This window comes from Streptomyces sp. NPDC026575 (assembly GCF_055567415.1).
The window spans coordinates 194,437-221,220 of the sequence record NZ_JBVHQM010000013.1; the positions used below are offsets into that span (position 1 = coordinate 194,437).

Here is a 26,784-nt window from a genome sequence, read left to right on the forward strand (position 1 = left end):
AATGTTGAGCACAAGTTCCACACATCCCCTCTTCGGCAGGGCCCTGATGGTCTAGATTGACCGTGCTTCACATGTGGACACGAGGCGACAAATGATGATCTATGGTCCGGCTCTGCGGACCGCCGGCAGTCGTGTCCCGGCGCCAGGCATGGGGGTGATCAATTCTTCGAGCCCGAGAGGGGCCTTGGGTGGGGAGCCCGAGGTTGCGACGGGTTCTGGCGCACCTCGAAAGTCCGGCAGGACGTGCGCGTCCGCTGCCGCCTGGGTGGGGCGTTCAAGGAGCGCTGCAGTAGCCGGGGTGTCATCGCGGGGGCGGGGCCTCCCGGGGGAGGAACAGCGCGGCGCGGGGGGCGGGGGCCTCCCGAGGGGCGGAACAGTGCGGGGGGCGCGGGCCTCCCGGGGGGAGGAACCGTGTGGAGCGAACACGTCGAGCCCACAGGCGACCTGGGGGGGTCTGTGCAGCAGGGGGAATGGGTCAGCCCGTTTCTGTCGGCACGCGGGCGTCCGCTGAACGGGGCGATCAGCCAGGCCGCGAGCGACTGGGAGCAGCGCTACCGCCGTACCGTGATCACCAGCGATACCGCGGCCACCGCCTGCGTGGTGGCGGCGATCGGCAACTTCTTCGGGGCCCGGGACGCGGCCAACTGGCATGAGAAGTGGGGAATTCTCGCCTTCGGCACCTGGCTGCTGGTGCTGGCGGCGCTTGCGGTGAGCCGGTCGTGGGCTCCGGCCGTGCTCGGCCAGGGCGCCGAGGAATTCCGCCGGCTCGGACGCTCACTGTTCACGGCGACCGTCGTACTGGCGCTCGCCGGGATCGCCCTCACCTCGCGCAACATCAAGCTCTGGATCTTCGTCGCGATACCCGCGATCGCGCTGGTCACCATGACCGCGCGGTATCTGCTGCGCCTCTGGCTGCACAAACAGCGCAAGGAAGGGCGGTGCCTGCGACCGGTGCTCGCTGCCGGGAGCCCGGCCACCGTGCACGACCTGATCACCCGGACCCGCAAGTTCCCGCACCTCGGCTGGCGGGTGGAGGCGGTGTGCACGACGGACGGTCTCGGGCCCGACGGTGACCAACTCGACGGAGTGCCGGTCGTCGGCCGACTGGCGGACGTCGCGGGCCATGTCCGCCGCGACGGCTACCGCGTCGTCGCGGTCACACCGGACCCGCACTGGTCACCGGACCGGCTGCAGCGGCTGGCCTGGAACCTCGAAGGCAGCGACGCCGAGATGGTCGTGGCCCCCGTGCTGATGGAGGTGGCCGGCCCGCGGCTGCACATCGACGCGGTGCTCGGCATCCCGCTGCTGCGGGTCAGCATGCCGACCTTCACCGGGGGCCGCCGGGCGGTCAAGGGGGTCGTCGACCGGATGGGCGCGGCGATCCTGCTGATGCTGTTCGCGCCGCTGATGGTGTGCGTCGGGGCGCTCGTACTGATGGAGAGTCGGGGTGGGGCGTTCTACTGCCAGCGCAGGGTCGGCAAGGACGGCCGCGAGTTCACCATTCTCAAGTTCCGCACCATGGTCGCCGGGGCCGACCGGGCACGTGCCGAGCTGGCCGACCGCAACGAGGGCGCCGGCCTGCTGTTCAAGCTCCGCCGGGATCCGCGGGTGACCCGGGTGGGAGCGGTGCTGCGCCGGTACTCGATAGACGAGCTCCCGCAGCTCTTCAATGTGCTCACCGGATCGATGTCGCTCGTCGGTCCGCGGCCTCCGCTACCGGAGGAGTCCGCTGCGTACGGCCCGGACATCCGGCGACGGCTGCTGGTCAAGCCCGGACTCACCGGCCTGTGGCAGATCAGCGGACGCAGCGACCTGTCGTGGGAGGAGGCGGTCCGGCTGGACCTGCGGTACGTGGAGGACTGGTCGCTCGCCCTGGACACAGTGATCTTGTGGAAGACGCTGCGTGCGGTGCTCTACGGGCAGGGGGCGTACTGATGCGCGGGGGGCTGCAACGCAACGGCCCCACCGGTGTGCGGATCGCAGGCCGGGAGGGCCTGCCTGGGGGGAGGAACGGGAAATGAAGATCAGCGTTTTCGGGCTCGGCTACGTGGGCTGCGTGTCGGCCGCGTGCCTGGCCAGTATGGGTCACGAGGTCATCGGGGTGGACGTGAACCAGGTGAAGGTCGACCTGGTCAACGACGGCAAGGCCCCGGTGGTCGAGGAGCGGATCGGCGAGCTCACCGCCGAGGTCGTGCGGACCGGAGCGTTACGCGCCACCGTCGACGTCCGCGAGGCGATCATGGGAAGCGAGGTGTCGCTGGTCTGTGTGGGCACTCCGTCGGAGCCCAACGGCAGTCTGTGCACCACGTACTTGGAGCGGGTCACCGAGCAGATCGGCGCCGCGCTGGCGGATCGCAAGGGGCGCAGCGGACGGCACACCGTCGTGTTCCGCAGCACCATGCTCCCGGGCACCTGTCTGAACCTGCTGGTGCCGATCCTGGAGAAGGCCGTCGGTGGCACGGCCGGGGTGGACATCGGAGTCGCGGTCAACCCGGAGTTCCTGCGCGAGGGCACGAGCGTGCGGGACTTCTTCGACCCGCCCAAGACCGTCATCGGCGAGCTCGACCCGGCAAGCGGCGATGCGGTGCTGGCGCTGTACGGCGGCCTGCCCGGCGAGGTGTTCCGGGTGCCGGTCCCGACGGCCGAGGCGATCAAGTACGCGGACAACGCGTTCCACGGCCTCAAGATCGGCTTCGCGAACGAGCTGGGCGCGGTGTGCCAGGCGCTGGGGGTGGACTCGCACCAGGTGATGGACGTGTTCCTCGCCGACCGCAAGCTGAACATCAGCCCCGCCTACCTGCGGCCCGGCTTCGCCTTCGGTGGCTCCTGCCTGCCCAAGGACCTGCGCAGTCTGGTCCACGCGGCGCGGCGGGCCGACGTCTCGGTGCCCATCCTCGCCCACGTGCTGCCCTCCAACTCCGACCATCTGCAGCGCGCGGTGGAGCTGGTCGAGCGCACCGGCAAGCGTCGGGTGGGCCTGTTCGGGTTGTCCTTCAAACCCGGTACCGACGACCTCCGCGAGAGCCCGCTCGTCGAGCTGGCCGAAAGGCTCTTCGGCAAGGGCTACGACCTGCGGATCCACGACGCCAACGTGAGCCTCTCCCGGCTGATCGGCGCGAACCGCGAGTACATCGAGACCCGGCTGCCGCACCTCGCGCAGCTGCTCGCGGACTCCGTCGACGAGGTGCTCGAACATGCCGAGGTGTGCCTGGTCGGGACCAGGGATCCGGCCGTGCTGTCGGCGCTGCCCCATGGCGGCAGCCCGGTGATCGTCGACCTCATCCGCCTTCCCGACGCCGAGACGCGCCGGACCGAACCGGGGTACGTGGGCCTTGCTTGGTGACACATCGTTCAGTGACACAGCCAGTGGCGACGGGCACGGCCGGCGCGCGCTGATCCTGGTGGAGAACCTGTCGGTGCCGTTCGACCGGCGAGTGTGGCAGGAGTGCACGACCCTGCGCGCCGCGGGCTGGGACGTGCACGTCATCTGCCCCCGGGGGCAGAAGCGGGACACGGAGCCGGAGGCCGTGATCGACGGGGTGCGGATCCACCGCTACCCGTTGCGCGCGGCCACCGGAGGGCCGGCCGGCTATCTGCGGGAGTACGGATCGGCGTTGTGGCATACGGTCCGGCTGGCCCGGAAGGTCGGCCCGGTCGACGTGGTCCACGCCTGCAACCCGCCCGACCTGCTGTTCCTGCCGGCACTGTGGCTGAAGCGGCGCGGCGCGCGGTTCGTCTTCGACCAGCACGACCTGGTACCCGAGCTGTACCTCTCCCGGTTCGACCGCGGCGAGGATCTGCTCTACCGCGCCGTGTGCGCACTGGAACGACGGACCTACCGGGCCGCGGACATCGTGCTCGCCACCAACGAGAGCTACCGGGACGTCGCGGTGCGCCGTGGCGGTCGGCGGCCGGAGGACGTCTTCGTGGTGCGCAGCGCGCCCGACATCGAGCGGTTCCACCCGGTGCCGCCGGAGCCGGAGTTGAAGCGTGGCAAGCCTCATCTGCTGTGCTACCTCGGCGTCATGGGCCCGCAGGACGGCGTCGACTATGCCTTGCGGGCCCTGGCCAAGCTGCGCGACGAGCTCGGGCGGACCGACTGGCATGCGGTGTTCGTCGGCGCCGGCGACGCCTTCGACGCGATGGTGGAGCTGTCCCGGCGGCTCGGGCTCGCGGAGCAGGTGCAGTTCACCGGGCGCATTCCGGACGCCGACCTGGTGCGCTACCTGTCCACCGCGGACGTGTGCCTCTCCCCCGACCCGCGCAATCCGCTCAACGACGTGTCGACCATGAACAAGGTCCTGGAGTACATGGTGATGGGCCGGCCGATCGTCTCGTTCGACCTGAAGGAGGCGCGGGTCTCCGCCGGTGACGCCGCCGTCTACGCGCCCGCCAACGACGAGGCCGAGTTCGCCGGGCTCATCGCGCTGCTGCTGGACGATCCGGAGAAGCGGGCCCGGATGGGCAAGATCGGCCAGGAGCGGATCGGCGGGCCGCTCTCCTGGCGGAACTCGCAGGCGTCGCTGCTCGCCGCCTACGCCGCGGCCCGCCGCGACCACGCTCCGGTGTCGGCCGGCGCCCCGTACCAGGCAGGGAAGAGGCCGCGCCGTTGAGCGAGGACACGATACGCCTGGTCACGATCGGGCGGATTCTCCGTCGGCGCTGGCGACTCCTCGCCCTCGTCACCGTGGTGGGCGCGCTCGTCGGCTGCGGCGCCTCCCTGCTGTTCCCGCCGAGTTACACGACATCGACGTCGGTACTGCTGGCGGGGCAGTGGGAGGAGCGCGAGCTGCTGACCCAGGCGGAGATCGCGGCCAGTTCGGCGGTGGTCGACCGCGCGGCCGCCTCGCTCGGCTGGAGCGGTGTCAGCGCCGGCGAGCTGCGGGAGCAGGTGAGCGCCAAGGCCGCCGACGGGAACATCGTCAAGATCTCGGGTACGGCCGACACCCCGGAGCGCGCCGGGCTGCTCTCCGACCAGGTGGCCCAGCAGTTCGTCGCCTTCGCCGCGCGGATCGCAGGCGACAGCACCGACCCCGAAGCGGCGGCGCGGCCCGAGGACTTGCGGCAGAAGGTGGTGCAGACCAACCGCCGCATCACCGAGCTGGCCGGTGCGGCCGATCCGGGGCGGACCGTGGAGGGCGTCCAGGCTCGCACCGCCCTTGAGAAGCTGCGCACCGCGCTGCAGGAGGCCATGAAGAAGCTGGACGAGGCCGACCCGGCGACCAACAAGGCCAACATGGTCGTCATAGGGCCGGCGACCCGGCCGGCCGACGAGGCACCGCCGACGAGGGTGCAGCTCATCGTCGCCGGGGCGCTGCTGTTCTTCCTGTTCACGGTCATCGGCCATCTCACCGCCGCACGGACGAGTCGCCGACTGCGCACCGAACCGGAGATCGCCGCGGCGCTGGGCTCGGCGCTGCTGGGTACCGTCGACGTACCTGGTGAACGGCCCGAGAACCGGCCGGAAGGCCGTGACGCGCGGGACCGGATCCGCCGGCTGCTGGGCGTCGACACCCGGTGGGACATACCCACCCCGCAGACGTCCGGCGACGAGGCCGGCAGACAGCTCCGCTACCGGCGGGTGTGCGCCCGCCTCCGGGAACAACTACCGGTCCCCCGGCGGCTGTTGGTCGTCGTCCCGGACGGCGACGAGATCGCCCGCCGGGCCGCCGGGCAGCTCGTCGCCGAGGCCGGGAGCGATCTGCTGCCGCGGGTGGTGGGGGTTTCGGTGGACCGGCCGATGGTGCCGGACCGCGACACCGAGTCCGGTGCCCTGGTCGTGCTCAGCGCGGGCAACTGGACCGCAGAAGAGCTCACCGGTATCGCCGAGGCGTGTGCGGACGCCCAGCATGAGGTCGTCGGCATCGTCCTCGCCGGTACGGTCCGGGCCCGTCCGACACGGACTGCCGGCCGTCCTCCGCGTCACGCCGCGCCGGCGCTCGCGGTGGGCGACGACGCGAGGGGCGGTTCCCTGTGACGACCAGCACGACTTCGGAGTCGTCGGCCGCCGCTCCCCTGCTGGATCTCCAGGCGCTGGTGGTGGCGGTGCGCAGGCGGCGCTCCTTCTGGTGCGCCATGGCGCTGCTGGGGCTGCTCGTCGGCGCGGCGGTGGCGGTCCTGCTGCCGCCACCGCCGACCGCGGTGACCAAGGTCCTGGTCGCGCATCAGGAGGACCAGCCGAACGACCCCGGAACGCTGATCCGTACCGACGTCGAGCTGCTGGGGACCACACGGATCGCCGGCAAGGCCCTGCAGTCCCTCAAGTCCCCGGAAAAGCCAGCGGACTTCATGCAGGAATACGGGGGTACCGGCTTGACCAACAACCTGCTGCAGATCAATGCGACAGGTGACAGCGACACGGAAGCGGTGGCCCGCGCCAAGGCGCTGGCCGATGCGTTCGTCGCGGACCATGTGCGGCGGATACGAGAAGCCGCGAACGCCGAGGCCACGTCCCTGCTCGACCAGCGTGACCGCATGCGCGGCGAACTCTCGCAGGTCAACAAGGCGATAGGAGACCGATCGCCGGGGAGCGACCCCAAAGCGTCGGCGAACCTTGAGTCGCTCTTCGCCCGCCGCGCCGAACTCATCTCGCGGATCACCGATTTCGACCAGCGCGCCGAGGAGGCGCGCATCGGCACGCCCCAGCTCATCGCCGGCACCCAGATCGTGGACGCCCCGCGCGCGGTGCGGCACTCCCTGCCGAAGGCCGCTGCCACCAACGCCGCGATCGGGCTCGTGCTCGGGCTCGTCCTCGGACTCGCGGTGGCCGCGGTCGGCACGGTGGTGGCGGACCGCCCCGTGCTGCGCCGGGACATCGCGGCGAACCTCGGCGCCTCGGTCATCGCGGAGCTGCCCCGCCGGTCGGGCAGACTGTGGCGGCGCCGACGGGTCCGGACGGCACGCGAACGGCTCACCGTGTCCCTGACCCGCACCGTGCGCGGCTCCGCGGAACCGGTGTCGCTGCTGGAACTGGGCTGTGCGCGCAGCGCGAGCGTGATCGCCCTGGATCTCGCCGGGGCACTGGCGGCGGAGGAGCCAGTGCTCGTCATCGATGGTCTGCCCGGCTCCCAGCTCGCCGATCGCCGCCCGAAGCCGGGAGACCCCACCGTGGTCAGCGGCGAGCGGGCCGCGGCCGCGTCGCCTCAGGAACTCCGGCTCGGCGTCGGCTCGGTGGCGCCCGGCACGGCATGGACCGACCTCCAGTACCTCGGCACTCGGACCGTACTCGTCGTGCGTGCCGGGCACGGCAGCGCCGCATGGCTGCACACCGTGGCGCGGCAGCTCGCGGACCAGCGCATCGCGGTGATCGGCGTGGTGCTGATCGACCCCGATCCACGTGACCGGACCGACGGCACGCTGTGGGACGGGCTGCACATCGCACTGCGGGGCCATGGCGAGCGGTCGGCCCGGCAGCACGGTGGGGGTACCTCCCACGCCGTTCAGGCAGTGGGGGAGGGCCGGCGGCGGGCGGAGCGGCCGCCGGTATGGGCGGCCCGGGTCCCGGACAACGACCAGGAGGCACGGTAGGACATGTGTGGTATCGCAGGCACGTACCGATGGCCGGACGGGAAGGCCGTGACCGACCGGCTCACCGATACCCTCGCCCACCGCGGCCCGGACGGGGCGGGACGGTACAGCCACCCCGCCGGTGACGGCGAAGTGCACCTCGGGCACCGCCGGCTGGCCATCATCGACCTGTCCGGGACCGGCGCCCAGCCGATGGTCTCGGGCGGCCTCGCCCTGACGTACAACGGCGAGCTGTACAACGCGCCCGAGCTGCGTGCCGAGCTGGCGGCCGCCGGGGTGCGCTTCCGCGGTACCTCCGACACCGAGGTGCTGCTGGAGGCATGGCGGCGCTGGGGCACGGACTGCCTGCCCCGGCTGCGCGGTATGTTCGCCTTCGGCATCTTCGACGAGCGAACCGGTGAACTGGTGCTCGCCCGCGACCAGTTGGGCATCAAGCCGCTGTTCCTGCTGCGGCGCGGCGAGGGTCTGGTGTTCGCCTCCGAGCTCAAGGCGCTGGCCGCCGCGACCGGCGGGTCGCTGGAGGTGGACCATGCGGCGCTGGTGGCCTCGCTGCTCTACTACTGGGTGCCGGACTCACGCTGCGCGTTCCGCGAGGCGGAGAAGCTGCCGCCGGGGAGCTGGCTGCGGATCCGGCCGGACGGCCAGGTGGAGCGCGGCCGGTACTGGCACCTGAAGGACGTCGCCGCCGAAGGCCGGGAGCGGGCCCGCAGCGGTGAGCGACCGGACCTGGCCGCCATCGTCGCGGAGTCGACCCGGCAGCACCTGCTCTCCGACGTACCCGTGGCGACCTTCCTCTCGGGCGGCCTCGACTCCAGCTATCTGACCGCGCTGGCGGCCCGCGACCGACCCGGGATCTCCGCTTACACGATCGGGTTCCGCGCCGAGGACGCGAAGTTCGAGGCGATGCCCGACGACCTGCGCTATGCCCGACAGGTCGCCGAGCGGTTCGGTGTCGATCTGCACGAGATCGAGATCGCTCCGAACGTGCTCGACCTGCTGCCGCAGATGACGTACCACCTGGACGAGCCGATCGGCGACCCCGCCGCGATCAACACGTTCCTGATCTGCTCGGCCGCCCGGGAGGCCGGCGTCAAGGTGATGCTCTCGGGGATGGGCGCCGACGAGCTGTTCGCCGGGTACCGCAAGCACCTCGCCAACCTGCTCGCGCTGCGCTACCAGCGCATCCCGCGGCCCCTGCGACGCGGCGTGTCCAGGGCCGTGGACCGGCTTCCGGTCGCCACCTCGCGGCGCGGGTTCCGGTCGGTGCGCTTCGCCAAGCGCTTCCTCTCCTTCGCCGATCTGCCGGAGGAGACCGCGTTCCGGCGCAGCTACACCATGTACGACCAGGACGAGCTGCTCGCCCTGGTCGATCCGGACCTGGCCCCGGCGGTCGAGGACGTACTGACCGAGCATGCGGACGTCTACCAGGACAACGACCTCGACGACTTCGTCAACCGCATGTGCCTGGGCGATGCCCGGATGTTCCTGCCGGGCCTGAACCTCGCGTACACCGACCGCTCCAGCATGGCCGCGTCGACCGAGGTGCGGGTCCCGTATGTGGACGTCGAGGTGGTCAGGGCGGCGTTCGCGGTGCCCGGTGATCGCAAGATCGTCGGACGGCAGGGCAAGGCCGTCCTCAAGGAAGCCGCCACCTCGGTCCTGCCCCGGGAGATCGTGTACCGGCCCAAGGGCCTGTTCAGCGCCCCGCTGCGGGCCTGGATGAGCCGGGATCTTGCGCCGCTGGTGCGCGAGGTGGTCAACGACGGCGTGCTCGTCCGCTCCGGGTTCCTGCGCCGCGACGCGCTGACCCGGCTCGTCGCCGAGGACGCGGCCGGGCAGCGGGACTACTCCAAGCATCTGTGGCATGTGCTGACCCTTGAGTACTGGTATCGCGGCGCGACCTCCGGGTCCGGCCACAACTCTCCCGTGACGGCTTAGAGACAAGAGGACTTCGGGTGAAACAGGTTGTGCAGAACTACAAGAGCGGCGAGCTGACGGTGCTCGACGTGCCGGTGCCGGGGTGCAAGCCGGGCGGTGTGCTGGTCCGCACCGCCTACTCGCTGATCTCCACCGGGACCGAGCTGATGAAGGTGTCCGAGGCCGGTATGTCGATGCTGGGCAAGGCCCGCTCCCGGCCGGACCAGGTGGCCAAGGTCATGCAGAGCGTGGCCACCAACGGGGTGCCCGCCACCTACCGCAAGGTGATGGGCAAGTTGGACTCCTACACGCCGCTGGGCTACTCGCTGTGCGGGGTGGTCGAGCAGGTCGGCGCCGGGATCGACGACGTGAAGGTCGGCGACCTCGTCGCCTGCGCCGGCAATGAGCACGCCTTGCACGCCGAGCTGAACTGGGTGCCGAAGAACCTCTACACCCCGGTGCCGGACGGCCTCGCGCCGCGGCACGCGGCCTTCGGCACGGTCGGGTCGATCGCGCTCCAGGGCGTCCGCCAGGGCGAGCCGCAGCTCGGCGAAGTGGCACTGGTCATCGGCCTCGGGCTGATCGGGCAGCTGGTGGTGCAGCTGCTGGCCGCCGCGGGGGTCCGCGTCGTCGGGGCCGACCCGGACCCGGTGCGCTGCGAGCTGGCCGAGCGGCTGGGCGCCGCGGCCTGCGGCGACCCCGGGTCCGCGGCCGTGGAAGCCGCCGTCGCCGAACTCACCGGCGGTCACGGCGTGGACCAGGTGTATCTGGCCGCCGGCGGCGGCAGCAACCAGCCCGTCGAGCTGGCCGCCCGGCTCTGCCGGGACCGCGGCCGGGTCGTCGACATCGGCAAGTGCCGTCTGGACCTGCCGTGGAACGCCTACTACGAGAAGGAACTCGACGTCCGGTTCTCCCGCTCATACGGCCCCGGGCGCTACGACCCGGAGTACGAACTCCAAGGGCGGGACTACCCGATCGGCTATGTGCGCTGGACCGAGCGCCGCAACCTGGCGTGCTTCCTCGACCTCGTCGCCCGCGGCCGCGTCGACGTGGAACCCCTGGTCTCCCACATCGCCGACTTCGATGACGCGGTCGAGACCTACCAGCGCCTGAAGGACGGCGATCTGAAGGCCGTGGCCGTGCTGTTCCGGTACCCCGAACACGCAGGGGAAGCGGAGGAGGCGCAGGCTCCGACGGTGGCCGTGCCCGCGGTGCAGCGACGCAGCGGCACAGTGCCCACCCCGGCCCGGTCCGCCAAGGCGCCGGTGCGGCTGGCGTTCGTCGGCGCGGGAAACTACGCGACGTCGATGCTGCTGCCGCACCTGGCGCAGCGCGACGGCGTCGAGTTGTCCACCGTCGTCACCACGACGGCGCTGTCCGCGGCCAACGCGCAGCGGAAGTTCGGCTTCGCCGAGGCGACCACCGATCTCGACGCCGTGCTCGGCGACAAGTCCATCGACGCGGTGTTCGTCGTCACCCGGCACAGCTCACACGCCGAACTGACCCGGAAGGCGCTGCTGGCCGGCAAGACGGTCTTCGTGGAGAAGCCCCTGGCCCTCACCGAGGACGAGCTGGCCGACGTGCTCGCGGCGGTGGAGGAGTCCGGCAACGACCGGCTGCAGGTGGGGTTCAACCGCCGGTTCGCGCCGCTGCTGAACGAGGCCAGGGCGCGGTTCGGCACCCGGACCGGTCCGGCGAGCCTGCGCTACCTGGTCAACGCCGGCCAACTCCAGCACGGCAGCTGGTACCTCCAACAGGGCACCGAGGGCTCCCGGTTCGCCGGCGAGGGCGGGCACTTCATCGACACGGCGAGCTGGCTGCTGGAGGCCGATCCGGTCTCGGTGTACGCGGTCGCCACGTCCGGCAACGAGGACCTCCAGGTCGTGCTGCGCTATCCGGACGGGTCCACCGCCACCATCAGCTACGTCACCACCGGCCCGTCCGGCTTCCCCAAGGAGACGCTGGACCTCGTCGCGGACGGCAAGGTGCTGCGCCTCGACGACTTCGTCCGAGCCTCGCTGTACTTCGAAAAGAGCACAGCCGGCCGCAAGCGGTGGGTCAGTTCGCGGCTTCCCAAGGCCCGGGACAAGGGCCAGAACGCCGAACTGGCCGCGTTCGTCAAGGCCGTACGGACCGGCGGGCCGATGCCGGTGCCGCTGGAGTCGCTGGTCGCCACCACGGCGGCCACCCTCGCCGTGCGGGCCGGTCTGGCGGGCGGCGCGCCGGTGACGTTGGCGAGGGCGCGATGACTGTGAGCTCAGGGAGTCCGGGCTGGTACCTGCGGCGGCTTTCCCGGATGGGACCGCGGGAGGTCGGCGGACGGGTGGGCGACGCGGTGCGCAGGCGGCGGTGGCGGTCGGCGCGGCCGGACTGCCCGAGCGTGACCGGCGCCCGGTTCACCGCGGTGCTGCCCGCCGGGACGATCGCCGCGGTGCCGCCGGACGCCGCGAAGCGTCTCATCGCCGAGGCGGACCGGCTGATGGCCGGGCACGCCGAGTACTTCGGGGTGGACCGCGACGACCTGGCCGACCCGGACTGGTGGTACGACCCGAAGACCGGGCGCCGGGCTCCGTGGGGCTACGCCTTCGACGTGCCGTACCGGAACGAGGACGCGGTCGGGGACATCAAGCAGATCTGGGAGCTGTCCCGGCATCACTACCTCACGGTGCTCGCCGCCGCCTACGCGATCACCGGGGACGAGCGGTACGCCGAGCGCGTGGCCGAGCATCTGCGGTCGTGGTGGACGGCCAACGCACCGCTGCGCGGAGTGCACTGGACCAGCGGCATCGAGCTGGGGATCCGGCTGCTGTCCTGGGTGTGGATCCGCCGGCTGCTCGACGGCTGGCCGGGCGCGGCCGGGCTGTTCGAGGGCAACCCGGTGGCGCTGAACCAGATCTGGCACCACCAGCGCTGGCTGGCCGCCTTCCCCAGCCGGGGCTCCTCGGCGAACAACCACGTCATCGCCGAGGCCGCCGGGCAGATCGCCGCTGCCTGCGCGTTCGGCTGGTTCCCCTCCTCGGCGCGCTGGCGGGCCGACGCGCTGCGGTCGCTGGAGCGGCAGCTGCGCGGCAACACCTTCGCCTCCGGCCTCAACCGCGAGCTGGCCACCGAGTATCACGGACTGGTGCTGGAGCTCGGCCTGGCCGCGGTGGCCGAGGCGGATGCCGCAGACGTTCCGGTCCCCGCGTCGATCCGGCTGGTGCTGCTGCGGATGACCGACGCGCTCGCGGCCATCGTGGACAGCCGGTTGCGGCCGCCGCGCCAGGGGGACGCGGACGACGGGCACGGTCTGGTCGTGGATGGTGCGGGCACCGACCGCTGGGCCTCGCTGCTGGCCACCGGGGACGCCGTGTTCGGCCGGCTGGGCTGGTGGCCGGCGGTGACCGGCACCGATGTGCGCACCCCGCTGCTGGCCGCGCTCATCCGGCCGTACGCGAAGGAGGGAACGGCACCGGCCGTGACCCGTCCGGCCGGCCGACCGGCCCACTTCGCCGACGCGGGGCTCACCATCCTGCGCGGCCCGGAGGAGATCTGGTGCCGCTGCGACGGTGGTCCGCACGGGTTCCTCTCCATCGCCGCGCATGCCCACGCGGACGCGCTGTCCGTGGAGGTCCGGCACGACGGGGTCGATGTGCTCGCCGACCCGGGGACGTACTGCTACCACGGGCAGCCCGAGTGGCGGCAGTACTTCCGGTCGACCCTCGGCCACAACACCCTGCAGCTGGACGGCGGTGACCAGTCCGTCTCCGGCGGCCCGTTCCTGTGGACCCGGCATGCCCGCAGCCGCGTCCTGGCCGTGGACACCTCCGATGAGGGCGTGGCCCGCTGGTGCGCCGAGCACGACGGCTACCAGCGCTTCGCGCACCGCCGCCGGGTGGAACTGGCGTCCGCAGAGCAGGAGTTGACGGTGGTCGACGAGGTGCGCGGCCCGCACCGGGCCGAGGTGCGCCTGGCGTTCCACCTCGGCCCGGCGATCGCCGCGGACCTGATGGGGAACCGGGCCGTGCTCACCTGGACCCGGGACGGCGAGGGCCGCTCCGCGGTGCTCGACCTGCCCGGGCAGCTGAGCTGGCGGGCGCATCGCGGCGAGACCGATCCGCCGCTGGGCTGGTACTCCCCCGGCTTCGGGCGCAAGGAACCCGCCACCACGCTCGTCGGCACGGGCTTCGCCGACGGCGCGGAGGGGTTCACCACCGTGCTCAGGTTCCGCGGTCAGGGGGACGCGTGGTGATCAAGTCTCGGAACTGGGCGTTACCGGCGGCGGCGCTGGCGCCGGCCCTGCTGGCGACCGGCTGTGTGAGCACGCCGGGCGCCCCGGCGGCGGAGCCGACCGTGGCGCCCTCCCCGTCCGTGGCCCGGGCCCGGGTGTGCGCCGAGCCCCCGGCCGGGCCGGCCAAGGCGCCGGCGGGCGCGGTGACGGTCGACCCCGCGGTGGTCGGCGACCTGGCTGCGAAGACCCGGAGCAACCCTGCGCACACCACGTTCTGGCTTCGACCGGGCAAGCACCGGCTTGAGCGGGACCGCTACTCCCAGGTCATCCCCAAGAAGGGGAACCGCTACCTCGGTGCGCCCGGCGCGGTGCTCGACGGCGGGAAGGTCAACCAGTACGCGTTCGGCGGTACCGCCCGCAATGTCACCCTCCGCTCGCTGACCGTGCAGGGTTTCGTGGCGCCGCAGAACGAGGGTGTGGTCAACCACGACTCGGCCGACGGATGGCTGATCGAGCACACGACGATCCAGCACAACTCCGGCGCCGGGCTGATGGCCGGTGCCCGCCAGCGGGTCCGCGCCAGCTGTCTGCGCGGCAACGGACAGTACGGAATGAACGCGTACAAGGCCGGTGCCCCGCTCCGCGGCCTGGTGGTCGAGGGCAACGAGATCGTGGCCAACAACACCGACGACTGGGAGCGGCGAAAGCCGGGCTGCGGCTGCACGGGAGGCGTCAAGTTCTGGGCCGTCGACGGCGCCGACGTACGCGGCAACTGGGTGCACGACAACCGCGGATCCGGGTTGTGGGCGGACACCAACAACAACGACTTCCGCATCGAGGACAACGTCATCGAGGCCAACGACGGTGCCGCGCTGATCTACGAGACCAGCTACAACGCGGTCATCCGGAAGAACACGATCCGGCGGAACAACTGGGTCGAGGGCCGCAGATACGCCGACCGCGACGACAGCTTCCCGTTGGGGACCGTCTACGTGTCCGAGTCCGGCGGCGAACCACGGATCCGAGCCCGCACGGACAAGATCGAGATCTACCGGAACGTGCTGGAGAACAACTGGAACGGGATCACCCTGTGGGAGAACGCCGACCGGTTCTGCAACAGCCCGGCCAACACCTCTTCCGGTGACTGCACGTTGCTGGTGCGGCGCCCCGACCGCTGCGCGCGCCCGGCGATCGCCACCGCCCCGCTCTACGCCGACTGCCGGTGGAAGACCCAGCGGGTGGACATCCACGGCAACCGCTTCGTGCTGGACAAGTCCGTCGTCGACTGCACGGTGAAGTGCGACCGCATGGCGGTGCTGGCCAACTACGGCACCTATCCGGACTGGTCGCCGTACCAGGGCGAGCGGGTGGCCGAGGCGATCACCCGCGAGCAGCACAACCGCTGGCACGACAACGTCTACCTCGGACCGTGGAAGTTCGTCGCCCACGACCCGAGCCGGACACTCGACTCCGGGCAGTGGCAGGGCACGCCGTACCAGCAGGACGCGGGCAGCACCTTCGACCCACGGACCGGTGGTTGAGGTGGGCGGGGACCTGCGGCCCGGTGGGCTGCCGGGCGGACCGGATACCGCGGGCATGCGGCCGGGCGCCGCACCGCACCCGGCCGGCGCACCGAGGATCGTCGGGATCGCCTGGGGGTTGCTGATCCTCAACACGCTCGGCTCCGCCGGGGCGAAGACCATCGTCCCGCTGCCCCGCTCCCTCATCCAGCTGGTCACCATGGGCGCGCTGGTCGCCGCGTTCGCGCTGGCGCTCGCCGTCAATGTCCGGCTGCGCATCCGACCCGGCGCCTACCTGTTCCTGCTCACCCTGCTGCTGGTGCCGAGCGTGATCTCCAGCGCGAACCTGGAGTCCGGGTTCGGCGCGCTGTTCCGCTGCGTCCGGCTGGCCCTCTTCGTCGGCACGCTGTGGCTGCTCAGCCGATGGTGGGACGGCGGCCCGGCCTTCGTCCGGCACCACATCCGGATGTACTTCGCGGTGCTCGGGTCGGTGGCCGCCGGCGCGGTCATCTCGCCGGGCGCGGCGATGCCCGAGCTCTACGGCGGGCGGTTGGTCGGCGCGTTGTGGCCGCTCACCCCGCCGCAGATCGGGCAGTACGCCGCGGTGATCATCGGGCTCACCGTGCTGCTCGTACTGGGCCGTTGGACCGACCGGGCCGGCGCGGCGGTGGTCATCGTGCCGTCCCTCGTCCTGCTCGCGTTGACCCATACCCGGACGGCCACGCTCGGCCTGTTCATCGGGCTGGCGCTGGCGATCGGCTCGCTCGTCCTGACCAGCGCCGCCGCCCGCCGGTTCTTCGCCTGGGCGGTGCCGTGCGCCATCGTGGCAGCGGTGGGGTTCGCCGCCGCGCTCCAGACGTGGTTCCTGCGCGGACAGAGCCAGGAGAACCTCTCCAGTCTCACCGGTCGGCAGAAGGTCTGGGACGCCCTGCTGGCAGCCCCCCGGACGACCTCGGAGCAGCTGTTCGGCGCGGGCCTGGGCGACAAGTCGTTCGGCGGGCTGCCGATCGACAACAGCTGGCTGGCCGTCTACCAGGAACAGGGGCTGATCGGCGTCGCCTTGGTGGCGGCGCTCATCATCGTGCTGGGCGGCGTCGCGCTGCTGCGGCCGCCGTCGCTGCCGAGGGCCTGTGCGATCTTCCTGATCAGCTACTGCGCGATCGCGTCGTACACCGAGGCGGGGCTGGGCGACGCCTCGCCGTATCTGCTGCATCTGGCGCTGGCCGCCTCGCTGCTGGCGGCACCCGCCGCGGTCCCGCCCCTCCCCACACCCGAAGTCCCCCGACGACGTATCCCGCGCTGGGCCCGGGATCGGGAGGTGACCTGAGCATGCATGTCCTCGTGGTGCACAACCGCTACTCCTCGGCGCAGCCGAGCGGGGAGAACAAGGTGGTCGACCAGGAGGTGGGGCTGCTGCGCGCGGCCGGCCACCGGGTCGAGGTGTTCGAGCGGCGCAGCGACGACATCGCCGCCCGGTCCCTGCTGGGCAAGGCCGCGGTGCCGCTGCTGGTGCCGTGGAACCCGGCGGTCCGCACGGAGCTCGCCGCCCGGCTGCGCACCCGGCGGCCGGACGTGGTGCACGTCCACAACGTCTTCCCGCTCCTGTCGCCCGCGGTGCTGGCCGCCTGCGCCGACGCCGGCGTGCCCGCGGTCGCCACGCTGCACAACTACACCCAGGTCTGCCCGCCCGGCACGCTGCAGCGGGACGGCCGGCCGTGCACCGAATGCGTCGGCTCTGCGCCGCTGCCCGCCGTCCGGCACGGCTGCTACCGCGGCTCCCGCCTGGCGACGGTGCCGCTCGCGGTCAGCCTGTCGGTCAACCGGCGGCGGTGGTGGTCCGGCGTGGAGCGGTTCTTCTGCATCTCGGCGGCGCAGCGCGACGTCCTGGTGCGGGCCGGTATGCCGGCCGAGCGGCTGGCGGTGAAGCACAACTTCGTGCCCGATCCGGACGCCCGCCGATCGGGGGCCGGCGAGCAGCTGCTCTATCTCGGCCGGCTCGCGGAGGCCAAGGGCGTGCGGCTGCTCATGGCCGCGTGGGACGAGATCTCAGCGAGCGGCGGTGTGGGCGTGCCGCTCGCGATCGCCGGCACGGGACCACTGGAGGCGGAGGTCACCGCCTGGGCGGCGGGCCGGGACGACGTGCGCTACGTCGGCCTGTACGACACGGCGGAGTGCCAGAAGGCCATCGCGCGGTCGGTCGCCGTGGTGGCTCCCTCGACTTGGCTGGAGGCGTTCGGTCTGGTGGTCGTGGAGGCGATGGCGGCCGGGGTCCCGGTCGTCGCCGCCGGTCACGGCGCCTTCGTCGAACTCGTCGAGGACGGGGTGACCGGGCTGCTGCACCGGCCGGGCGAGGTCGCCTCGCTCGCGTCCTGCATACGCCGGCTCGCGGCCGAGCCGGCCCGCAACCGGGAGATGGGCCAGGCGGCCCGGCGCCGTTACGAACAGGGCTTCAGCCCGGCCGTCGGGCTGGAGCGCCTGGTGGAGGAGTACCGCACCGCGATCGCGGGGCGGTCGGCACTGGCTCGCGGCGGGGACACCCGCGCGAACAGGGGGGATGGGGACAGTAGATGACACGATGCCGACTCTGCGGCTCGGAAGCGATGGCGAGCGTCGTCGATCTCGGGGCGACGCCACCATGTGAGAGCTTTCTCGCCGCGGACCAACTGGACCGGCCGGAGCCGGCGTACCCGCTGCACCTGCGGGTCTGCACCGACTGCTGGCTCGCGCAGATTCCGCCGCTGATCACGCCGGAGGAGACGTTCAGCGAGTATGCGTACTTCTCCTCCTTCTCGACCTCATGGGTGGAGCACGCGCGCACGTTCGTCGCCGACGCCGTGCAGAAGGCGGGTCTCGGCCCCGACGCCTTCGTGGTCGAGGTCGCGAGCAATGACGGCTACCTGCTGAGGCACGTGGTGGACCGGGGGATCCGCTGCCTCGGCATCGAGCCGTCGGTGAACGTCGGCGCGGCGGCACGGGACGCGGGTGTGCCCACGCTCACCGAGTTCCTGTCCCCGGACACCGGCTCGGCCGTCCGCGCCGAGCACGGCCCGGCGGATCTGGTCGTGGCCAACAACGTCTACGCGCACATCCCCGACGTGGTCGGGTTCACCCGGGGGCTGCGCGCCCTGGTCGCCGACGACGGCTGGGTCTCCATCGAGGTGCAGCATCTGCTGACCCTGATCGAGGAGAACCAGTACGACACGATCTACCACGAGCACTTCCAGTACTACACGGTCGCGTCCGCGATCCGGGCCCTGGAGAGCGGCGGACTCGCGCTCGTGGACGTCGAGTTGCTGCCCACGCACGGCGGCTCCATCCGGCTGTGGGCCCGGCCGGCCGAGGTGGCCGGCGAGCCGTCCCAGAAGGTGGCCGACGTGCTGGCCCGGGAGAAGGCCGCCGGGCTGCAGGAGCTGTCGGGGTACACCGAGTTCTCCGCCCGGGTGGCCAAGGTGCGCCGGGACCTGCTGACGTTCCTCATCGAGGCGGCCGAGCGCGGCGAGACGGTCGTCGGCTACGGCGCCCCGGGCAAGGGCAACACCCTGCTCAACCACTGCGGCGTCCGGCCCGACCTGCTCCCGTACACGGTCGACAAGAACCCCTACAAGCACGGCAGGTTCACCCCGGGCACGCGGATCCCGATCCTGCCGCCCGAGCAGATAGCCGCCGACCGGCCGGACTACGTCCTCGTCCTCCCGTGGAACCTGCGGGCCGAGCTGGTCGAGCAGCTGTCCTTCGTCAACGACTGGGGCGGCCGCCTGGTCTTCCCCATCCCGGAACTGAGCATCGTCGAGGTCACGTCGTGAAAGAGGTAGCAGCATGAAGGTCGTCCTGTTCTGCGGCGGTTACGGGATGCGGATGCGCAGCGGTGCCGCCGACGACGTGCCCAAGCCGATGGCGATGGTCGGCCCACGACCGCTGATCTGGCACGTCATGCGCTACTACGCGCACTTCGGGCACACGGAGTTCATCCTGTGCCTCGGCTACGGGGCCCACCACATCAAGAACTTCTTCCTCAACTACGAGGAGACGACGTCCAACGACTTCGTGCTGCGGGGCGGGCGGACCGAGCTGCTGTCCACCGACATCTCCGACTGGACGATCACGTTCGCGCAGACCGGTGTCGAGTCGCCGATCGGGGAGCGGCTGCGCCGGGTGCGGCACCACCTGGACGGCGACGAGATGTTCCTCGCCAACTACGCCGACGTGCTCACCGACGCCCCGCTGCCGGAGATGATCGACTCCTTCGACCGGCGCGACGCCGGTGCGTCGATGATGGTGGTGCCGCCGCAGTCCTCGTTCCACTGCGTGGAACTGGGCGAGGACGGCCTGGTGGGGGGCATCACCGCGGTGAGCGAACTGCCGCTGTGGGAGAACGGCGGCTACTTCGTGCTCCGCCAGGAGGTCTTCGACCACATACCGGAGAACGGGGACCTGGTCGCCGACGGCTGCGCCCAACTCGCCAAGCAGGGGCGGCTGGTGGCGCACCGGCACCGCGGCTTCTGGAAGCCGACCGACACCGTGAAGGAGCGGGCCGCGCTCGACGCCGCCTACGCCCGGGGCGACCGCCCGTGGGCCGTGTGGGAACGGGACGGCGCCGCGGTGGGGGCGATCGCATGATCCGGCTCGGGGCCGAGCGCCTGGACCGGGTCGTCGCGCTGGGCGCGCACTGCGACGACATCGCCATCGGCGCCGGCGGCACGCTGCTGACGCTGTGCCGCGCGCGGCCGGGTATCCGTATCGACGCACTGGTGCTCTCCGGCGGCGGCAGCGAGCGCGAGCAGGAGGAGCGGGCCGCGCTCGCCGCCTTCTGCCCGGGCGCCGATCTACGGCTGACCGTGCTCAAGCTGCCGGACGGCCGGCTGCCCGTGCACTGGGACGAGGCCAAGGCCGCGATCGAGGAACTGCGCGGCCAGACCGACCCGGATCTGATCCTGGCCCCGCGCACCGATGACGCGCACCAGGACCACCGCGGCCTGGCGCAACTGGTCCCCACCGCATTCCGCGACCATCTCGTGCTGGGCTACGAGATCGTCAAATGGGACGGCGATCTCGGCCGCCTCGCGGCGTACCAGCCGCTGTCGCCCGAGATCGCCGAACAGAAGGTGCGGCTGCTGCAGGAGCACTACCCCTCGCAGCGGCACCGCCCCTGGTACGACCGGGAGGCATTCCTCGGTCTGGCACGGATCCGCGGCATCGAATGCCACGCGCGCTACGCCGAGGCGTTCGCCATCACCAAACTCACGCTCCATCTGAGCACCTTCAACCTGGGGGAATGAACCTTGCGCGTACTGCTGACCGGACACCAGGGCTACCTGGGCACCGTGATGGCCCCGGTCCTCACGGCCGCCGGGCACGAGGTCGTCGGTCTTGACGCCGGCCTGTTCGCCGACTGTGTGCTGGGCCCGCCGCCCGTGGACCCGCCGGGGCACCGGGTGGACCTGCGCGACGTCACGGCCGAACACGTGGCCGGGGTGGACGCCGTGATCCACCTGGCCGCGCTCTCCAACGACCCGCTGGGATCGCTGGCGCCGGAGCTCACCTACGACATCAACCACCACGCGTCCGTACGGCTGGCCCGGCTGGCCCGCGACGCCGGAGTGCGACGCTTCCTGTACGCGTCGACCTGCTCGGTCTACGGCGCCGCCGGCGGCGACGACCTGGTGGGCGAGGACGCTCCGCTGCGCCCGGTGACCCCGTACGCGGAGTCCAAGGTGCGAGTGGAGGACGACCTGCACGAGCTGGCCGACGACGACTTCACTCCGGTGTACATGCGCAACGCCACCGCCTTCGGCTACTCGCCCCGGCTGCGCGCCGACATCGTGCTGAACAACCTGGTGGGCCACGCACTGCTGTCCGGCGAGGTGCTGGTGCTCTCCGACGGCACCCCCTGGCGCCCGCTGGTGCACGCCGCCGATATCGCGCGGGCCTTCACGGCCGCGCTGACCGCGCCGCGCGAAGCGGTGCACGACCGGGCGTTCAACATCGGCAGCGAGACCAACAACGTCACGGTCGCCGAGATCGCGGAGCAGGTCGCCGAGGCGGTGTCCGGGTCGAAGGTGGTGATCACCGGGGAGACCGGCGCCGATCCGCGCTCGTACCGCGTGGACTTCTCCCGGTTCCGCACGGCCGTACCCGGCTTCGACTGCGAGTGGACGGTCAAGCAGGGCGCCCTCGAACTCGCCGACGCCTACCGGAAGCACGGGCTGGCCCGGGAGGACTTCGAGCAGCGCTTCACCCGCCTCGCCGTGCTGCGCGCGGCGTCCGACGCCGGCACCGTCGACGACACCCTGCGGCGGCGCCGATGACCACACGTGGAAAAGAGGGTGTCGGCGAAGAGATGCACGCGCTGGTGGAGCGGCTGTACCCGCTGTGCCGGAGCATCACCGGCGACGGGGTGCGCGCCACCTTGGACATCGTCGGCGAGTACCTCCCGTTGCAGGTGCACGAGGTGCCGACCGGGACGCAGGTGCTCGACTGGACGGTGCCGCAGGAGTGGAACATCCGGGACGCGTACATCGCCGACGCCACCGGCCACCGGGTCGTCGACTTCGCCGCGTCCAGCCTCCACGTGCTCGGCTACAGCGTGCCGGTGTCGGCGACCCTGCCCCTGTCCGAGCTGCGCGCGCACCTGCACACGCTTCCGGACCACCCGACCTGGGTGCCCTACCGCACCAGCTACTACAAGCCGGAATGGGGGTTCTGCCTGGCCCAGGAGACCCTGGACGCGCTGCCGGACGGCGAGTACGAGGTCCGCATCGACTCCACACTCGCCGACGGACACCTCACCTACGCCGAGCATGTGGTCCCCGGCCAGGTCCCCGACGAGGTGATCGTCTCCTGCCACGTCTGCCACCCGTCGCTGGCCAACGACAACCTGGCCGGCATCGCCGTGGCGACGTTCCTGGCCAAGGCGCTGGCGGAGCAATCGCCGTACTACACCTACCGGTTCCTCTTCGCGCCCGGCACCATCGGGGCGATCACCTGGCTGGCGCGCAACGCGGAGCGGATCGACCGGGTCGAGCACGGGCTGGTGCTGGCCTGCGCCGGTGACCGGGGTCGGTTGACGTACAAGCAGAGCAGACGCGGCGACGCGGAGATCGACCGGGTGATGCGGCATGTGCTCGCCGCCTCCGAACGCCCGCACCACGTCGCCGAGTTCACCCCGTACGGCTACGACGAGCGGCAGTTCTGCTCACCCGGGTTCAACCTGGGCGTGGGCTCGCTCAGCCGGACCCCGTACGCCGGCTACCCCGAGTACCACACCTCGGCGGACAACCCGGACTTCGTCTCCCCGGAGGCGATGGCGGACACGCTCGCCGTGTGCCGCGAGGCGTTCGCCGTCCTCGACCGCAACAGGAGGTACCTCAACCTCAGCCCTTACGGCGAACCACAGCTGGGCCGACGCGGGTTGTACGACGCGCTCGGCGGCCGCAGCGACACCAAGCAGGCCCAGATGGCCATGCTCTGGGTGCTCAGCCTCTCCGACGGCGAGCACAGTCTGCTGGACGTCGCCGAGCGGTCCGGGCTGCCGTTCGACACCGTCGCCGTCGCGGCCGGCGCGCTGGGCGCCGCCGGGCTAATCAAGGCATGACGCCGATGACCACCGAGGAGGAGACGACGACGGCACCGGCCGGATCCGCCTGGCGGGCCCTCGCCGGCCGGCTGTCCTGGGGACTGGCCGACCAGGCGGCCTCCAGCATCTCCAACTTCGCGGTGGGGATCTATGTGGCCCGCTCGCTGGGGGTCGCCGCGTTCGGCGTGTTCAGCCTGGCCTGGGTGACCTACGGCGTGGTGCTCAACGTCTCCCGCGGCCTGGCCACCGACCCGCTCGTGGTGCGCTTCAGCGGCGTGCCGACCGCGTCCTGGCGCGCGGCGGTGGCCCGGTCGTCGGGCACGGCGCTCGGCCTCGGTGCCGTCCTCGGCGCCGTGTGCCTGGTGGGCGGGCTCGCGCTCGGCGGACGCGTGGGGCCCGCGTTCGCCTGCCTCGGCGTCGTGCTGCCCGCGCTGCTGCTGCAGGACGCCTGGCGGTTCGCGTTCTTCGCCGCGGGCACCGGGCGGAAGGCGTTCGTCAACGACCTCGTGTGGGGCGTCGCGCTCGTCCCGGCCATGGTGGTGGCAGCCGGCGTGGGCAGTGTGGCCGCCTTCGTGCTCGCCTGGGGCGCGTCCGCGGCCGTGGCCGCGGCGTACGGATGCCTCCAGTCCGGCATCCGGCCCCGGATGTCCCAGGCGCGCGGCTGGCTTCGCGAGCAGCGCGACCTGGGCTACCGGTACCTGGTCGAGAACGTCGCCCTCAGCGGCGCGAGCCAGCTCCGGGCCTACGGGCTCGGCGCGATCGTCGGGGTCGGCGCGGTGGGTGCGGTCCGGGGCGCGGAGCTGCTGCTCGGCCCGTTCCTCGCGGTGCTGATGGGCCTGTCGCTGGTCACCGTCCCGGAGGCGGCACGGGTGCTGCGGCAGGCCCCGCACCGCCTGGGCGGGTTCTGCCTGCTGTTGGGCGGCGGGCAGGCCGCCGCCGCACTGCTCTGGGGCGGGGCGCTGCTGCTGATGCCGGACCGGCTCGGCGAGCTGGCACTCGGCGGCGTATGGCCCTCCGCCTCGCAGCTCATCGTGATGGTCACGCTCGGCGTCGCGGGCGCGGGCCTCGGCACGGGCGCGGCGGCCGGGCTGCGTGCCCTCGCCGCGGCCCGACGCAGCCTGCGCTGCCAGCTGTTCGCCTCGGCCTGCTACGTCGGCGGCGGACTCGGCGGTGCGGCCGTCGCCGGCACCGTCGGCTCGGCCTGGGGCGTCGCCGCCGCGACCGTCTGCGCCTCGGCCGTGTGGTGGCTGCAACTGCGGTCCGCCCTCCGCGAGCACCGGCACCATCCCCTTCCACAAGTGAGGACGCCATGACCGCCCACCCCAGGCTGAGCATCGGCCTGCCCGTGTACAACGGCGAGGAGTACCTCGCCGAATCGCTCGACGCCCTGCTCGGCCAGACCTACGAGGACTTCGAGCTGGTCATCTCCGACAACGCCTCGACCGACGGGACCGAGGACATCTGCCGCAAGTACGCCGCGCAGGACTCCCGCATCCGGTACATCCGGCTGCTCCGGAACGTCGGCGCCACGCCGAACCACAACTACGTGTTCACCCAGTGCCGCGGCGAACTGTTCAAGTGGGCCTCGCACGACGACCTCTACGCCCGTGATCTGCTGCGGCGCTGCATCGAGGCGCTGGACGAACGGCCCGACGTCATCCTCGCGCACGCCGACCAGGCGGTCATCGACGGCGACGGCCAGGTGACGGTCCCCTACGAGTACACGCTCGCCACCGGCTCCCCGCACGCGCCGGAGCGTTTCCGCAGCCTGCTGTTCGAGCCGGGCGGCGACGACTTCTACGGGGTGATGCGGGCCGACGTGCTCCGCCGGGTGAAGCCGCTCGACAGCTACCACCACGCGGACCGCACGTTCGTCGCCGAGATCACCCTGCACGGGCGCTTCCACCAGGTGCCGGAGCTGCTGTACTTCCGCCGCGACCACCCCAACCGCGCCGAGCGGGCGAACCCTTCCAAGCGCTCCCGGTGCGTCAACCTGGACCCGCGCCGGGCGGGTCCGCTGCACCCGACGCCCCGGCTGCTCGCCGAGTACATCTGGGGCTTCGCCGCGGCGATCCGGCGGGCGCCGTTGTCCCCGGCCGACCGGAGCGCCTGCTACCGCCACATGGCCGCCTGGATGACCAGCCGGGTTCGGCCGGGCGCCGGCGAGCGGGTCGAGGACCGCGCCCCCATCGACCCGGACCTGCTCACCGTCTCCGTCGACGCCCTCGTCGCGGGCCGCGAGGGGCGGCGGGCATGAAGCCGGCAACACGCGTGGGGGTGTTCGGCCTCCTCGGCTCCGGCAACCTCGGCAACGACGGCTCGCTGGAGGCCGTCCTCGGGTATCTGCGCACCGAGCACCCGGACGCGGCCGTGGACGCCCTGTGCGGCGGACCCGAGGCCGTGACGACCCGGTTCGGGATCCCCGCGACGCGGCTGCACTGGTACCGCGGGGAGTACCGGACCGCGTCCCGCGCCAGCGCCGTCGCCAGCAAGGGCCTGGGCAAACTCGTCGACGTCTTCCGCACCGCCGCCTGGGTGCGGCGGCACGACGTGGTGATCGTGCCGGGCATGGGTGTCCTGGAGGCCACGCTGCCGCTGCGGCCGTGGGGCTTCCCGTACGCACTGTTCCTGCTGTGCGCCAGCGGCCGACTGCTGCGCACCCGGGTCGCGCTGGTCAGCGTCGGCGCCGCCGAGATCGGCAACCGGCCGACCCGGGCCCTGGTGCGCTGGTCGGCGCGGCTGGCCGCGTACCGCTCGTACCGGGACGCCCAGTCCCGCGACGCGATGCGGGCGATGGGCGTGGACACCGCGCGCGACGAGGTCTACCCCGACCTGGCGTTCGCCCTGCCGACACCGGCGGCGAGCGGGCCCTCGGGCCCGCCCGGGACGGTCTGCGTCGGCGTCATGGACTTCCACGGCGGCAATGACGACCGGGCCCGGGCCGACGAGATCCACCGGCGCTACCTCGACGGGACGACCCGGTTCGTCCGCGCGCTGGTCGAGGAGGGCAGGCCGGTCCGGCTGCTCACCGGCGACACCTGCGACGCGTCGGTGGTCGCCGCGATCCTCGACGCGGTGGACTCGCCGCTGGTCACCGCCGCCGAACCGGCCGCACTGGCCGACCTGATGAGGGAGATGGCGGCCGCCGACACCGTGGTGGCGGTCCGCTACCACAACCTGATCTGCGCGCTGAAGACCGGCACACCGGTGCTCGCCCTGAGCTATGCGGCGAAGAGTGACGCGCTCATGGAAGGCATGGGGCTCGGCGCGTACTGCCACCCGGCGCGCGAGGTCGACGCCGACCGGCTGCTTGAGCAGTTCCGGGCGCTGGAGAAGCGGTCGGCCGAGCTGCGGGAGACCCTCGCCGAGAAGAACCAGGCCGCCGCCCGGCGCCTGGAGCACCAGTTCCACGCCCTGACCGCCCTGTTCCCGGCGGCCGCCCCCGCCCGAGCAGGCGCCCGCGCCCGACAGGAGACTCCATGAAAGCGACCCAAGTCCCCGAGATCGACGGCGCGTTCCTCTTCGAGCCGACGCCGTACGCCGACGAACGCGGCTTCTTCTGCCGCACCTTCGACGCCGACGTGGTCCGCTCGGTGGGCCTCGACCCGGACGCCTTCGTCCAGGACAGCGTGTCCCGCTCGGTCCGTGGAGTGCTGCGCGGCCTGCACCTGCGCTCGGGCGCGGGTGAGGCGAAGCTGGTGCGGTGCTCGTACGGGCAGATCTTCGACGTCGTCGTGGACCTGCGCCCGGACTCGCCGACATACCGTAACCGGGCCTTCTTCGAGCTGTCCGGCGAGACGCAGGCGACCGTGTACATCCCGGCGGGGTGCGCGCACGGCTTCCAGGCGCTGACCGCCGTCGCCGACACCTCGTACCGGATCGACCGCGAGCACGATCCCGCCGAGGACGTGACGATCGCGTTCGACGACCCGGAGCTCGCCATCCCCTGGCCGCTGCCGGCCACATCGATGTCCCAGCGGGACCGCGAGGCGCCGAGCCTCGCCGAGGCCCTGAAGCACAAGGAGAAGTGAGGTCGG

General features: G+C 72.0%; 20 protein-coding genes. All 20 read left to right on the plus strand.

Going from position 1 to position 26,784, the window contains the following annotated elements; all coding sequences use genetic code 11:
* Positions 1–456 precede the first annotated feature (456 nt).
* The 20 genes from ACZ4NB_RS20100 (at position 457) to rfbC (ending at position 26,778) form a co-directional block, all read left to right on the plus strand.
* Positions 457–1,935 (plus strand): sugar transferase, encoded by a 1,479-nt coding sequence (locus ACZ4NB_RS20100; protein ID WP_467663254.1) that lies wholly within the window; start codon positions 457–459, stop codon positions 1,933–1,935.
* Positions 1,936–2,017: 82 nt separating this feature from the next.
* Positions 2,018–3,343, plus strand: a complete 1,326-nt coding sequence (locus ACZ4NB_RS20105) for a nucleotide sugar dehydrogenase (RefSeq protein ID WP_467663256.1) — start codon at positions 2,018–2,020, stop codon at positions 3,341–3,343.
* Positions 3,333–4,613 (plus strand): glycosyltransferase family 4 protein, encoded by a 1,281-nt coding sequence (locus tag ACZ4NB_RS20110; RefSeq protein WP_467663258.1) that lies wholly within the window; start codon positions 3,333–3,335, stop codon positions 4,611–4,613. Before ACZ4NB_RS20105 ends, ACZ4NB_RS20110 begins: the two co-directional genes overlap by 11 nt.
* Positions 4,610–5,977 carry a Wzz/FepE/Etk N-terminal domain-containing protein gene (locus ACZ4NB_RS20115; protein WP_467663260.1) on the plus strand — a complete coding sequence of 456 codons (1,368 nt, stop codon included), beginning with the start codon at positions 4,610–4,612 and terminating at the stop codon, positions 5,975–5,977. Before ACZ4NB_RS20110 ends, ACZ4NB_RS20115 begins: the two co-directional genes overlap by 4 nt.
* A complete protein-coding gene (locus tag ACZ4NB_RS20120) occupies positions 5,974–7,527 on the plus strand; it encodes a Wzz/FepE/Etk N-terminal domain-containing protein (RefSeq protein ID WP_467663262.1) in 1,554 nt (517 codons plus the stop codon). The genes ACZ4NB_RS20115 and ACZ4NB_RS20120 overlap by 4 nt, the downstream gene beginning before the upstream one ends.
* A gap of 3 nt (positions 7,528–7,530) precedes the next feature.
* On the plus strand, positions 7,531–9,465 hold the full coding sequence (gene asnB / locus ACZ4NB_RS20125; RefSeq protein ID WP_467663264.1) for an asparagine synthase (glutamine-hydrolyzing): 1,935 nt from the start codon (positions 7,531–7,533) through the stop codon (positions 9,463–9,465).
* A 17-nt stretch (positions 9,466–9,482) separates the two neighbouring features.
* Positions 9,483–11,693 carry a bi-domain-containing oxidoreductase gene (locus ACZ4NB_RS20130; protein ID WP_467663265.1) on the plus strand — a complete coding sequence of 737 codons (2,211 nt, stop codon included), beginning with the start codon at positions 9,483–9,485 and terminating at the stop codon, positions 11,691–11,693.
* Entirely contained in the window at positions 11,690–13,675 is a 1,986-nt protein-coding gene (locus tag ACZ4NB_RS20135) for a heparinase II/III family protein (RefSeq protein WP_467663267.1), read from the plus strand. The genes ACZ4NB_RS20130 and ACZ4NB_RS20135 overlap by 4 nt, the downstream gene beginning before the upstream one ends.
* A complete protein-coding gene (locus tag ACZ4NB_RS20140) occupies positions 13,669–15,195 on the plus strand; it encodes a right-handed parallel beta-helix repeat-containing protein (RefSeq protein ID WP_467663269.1) in 1,527 nt (508 codons plus the stop codon). The genes ACZ4NB_RS20135 and ACZ4NB_RS20140 overlap by 7 nt, the downstream gene beginning before the upstream one ends.
* A gap of 55 nt (positions 15,196–15,250) precedes the next feature.
* On the plus strand, positions 15,251–16,501 hold the full coding sequence (locus ACZ4NB_RS20145) for an O-antigen ligase family protein (RefSeq protein WP_467663339.1): 1,251 nt from the start codon (positions 15,251–15,253) through the stop codon (positions 16,499–16,501).
* A 2-nt stretch (positions 16,502–16,503) separates the two neighbouring features.
* A complete protein-coding gene (locus ACZ4NB_RS20150) occupies positions 16,504–17,745 on the plus strand; it encodes a glycosyltransferase (protein WP_467663271.1) in 1,242 nt (413 codons plus the stop codon).
* The gene (locus ACZ4NB_RS20155) at positions 17,742–18,977 is read left to right on the plus strand and encodes a class I SAM-dependent methyltransferase (protein ID WP_467663273.1); all 1,236 of its coding nucleotides are present in this window, start codon (positions 17,742–17,744) and stop codon (positions 18,975–18,977) included. The genes ACZ4NB_RS20150 and ACZ4NB_RS20155 overlap by 4 nt, the downstream gene beginning before the upstream one ends.
* Before the next feature lie 13 nt (positions 18,978–18,990).
* On the plus strand, positions 18,991–19,791 hold the full coding sequence (locus ACZ4NB_RS20160; RefSeq protein ID WP_467663275.1) for a glycosyltransferase family protein: 801 nt from the start codon (positions 18,991–18,993) through the stop codon (positions 19,789–19,791).
* Positions 19,788–20,450, plus strand: a complete 663-nt coding sequence (locus ACZ4NB_RS20165) for a PIG-L deacetylase family protein (protein ID WP_467663277.1) — start codon at positions 19,788–19,790, stop codon at positions 20,448–20,450. The genes ACZ4NB_RS20160 and ACZ4NB_RS20165 overlap by 4 nt, the downstream gene beginning before the upstream one ends.
* A gap of 3 nt (positions 20,451–20,453) precedes the next feature.
* Positions 20,454–21,479, plus strand: coding sequence for an NAD-dependent epimerase/dehydratase family protein (locus ACZ4NB_RS20170; protein ID WP_467663279.1), 1,026 nt, complete (start codon positions 20,454–20,456; stop codon positions 21,477–21,479).
* Entirely contained in the window at positions 21,476–22,765 is a 1,290-nt protein-coding gene (locus tag ACZ4NB_RS20175; RefSeq protein WP_467663281.1) for a DUF4910 domain-containing protein, read from the plus strand. Before ACZ4NB_RS20170 ends, ACZ4NB_RS20175 begins: the two co-directional genes overlap by 4 nt.
* Complete coding sequence (locus tag ACZ4NB_RS20180; RefSeq protein ID WP_467663283.1) at positions 22,762–24,060, plus strand: hypothetical protein; 1,299 nt, start codon at positions 22,762–22,764, stop codon at positions 24,058–24,060. Before ACZ4NB_RS20175 ends, ACZ4NB_RS20180 begins: the two co-directional genes overlap by 4 nt.
* Positions 24,057–25,004, plus strand: coding sequence for a glycosyltransferase family 2 protein (locus ACZ4NB_RS20185; protein ID WP_467663285.1), 948 nt, complete (start codon positions 24,057–24,059; stop codon positions 25,002–25,004). Before ACZ4NB_RS20180 ends, ACZ4NB_RS20185 begins: the two co-directional genes overlap by 4 nt.
* The gene (locus tag ACZ4NB_RS20190) at positions 25,001–26,230 is read left to right on the plus strand and encodes a polysaccharide pyruvyl transferase family protein (protein ID WP_467663287.1); all 1,230 of its coding nucleotides are present in this window, start codon (positions 25,001–25,003) and stop codon (positions 26,228–26,230) included. Before ACZ4NB_RS20185 ends, ACZ4NB_RS20190 begins: the two co-directional genes overlap by 4 nt.
* Entirely contained in the window at positions 26,227–26,778 is a 552-nt protein-coding gene (rfbC, locus tag ACZ4NB_RS20195) for a dTDP-4-dehydrorhamnose 3,5-epimerase (RefSeq protein WP_467663289.1), read from the plus strand. Before ACZ4NB_RS20190 ends, rfbC begins: the two co-directional genes overlap by 4 nt.
* Positions 26,779–26,784: the final 6 nt, after the last annotated feature.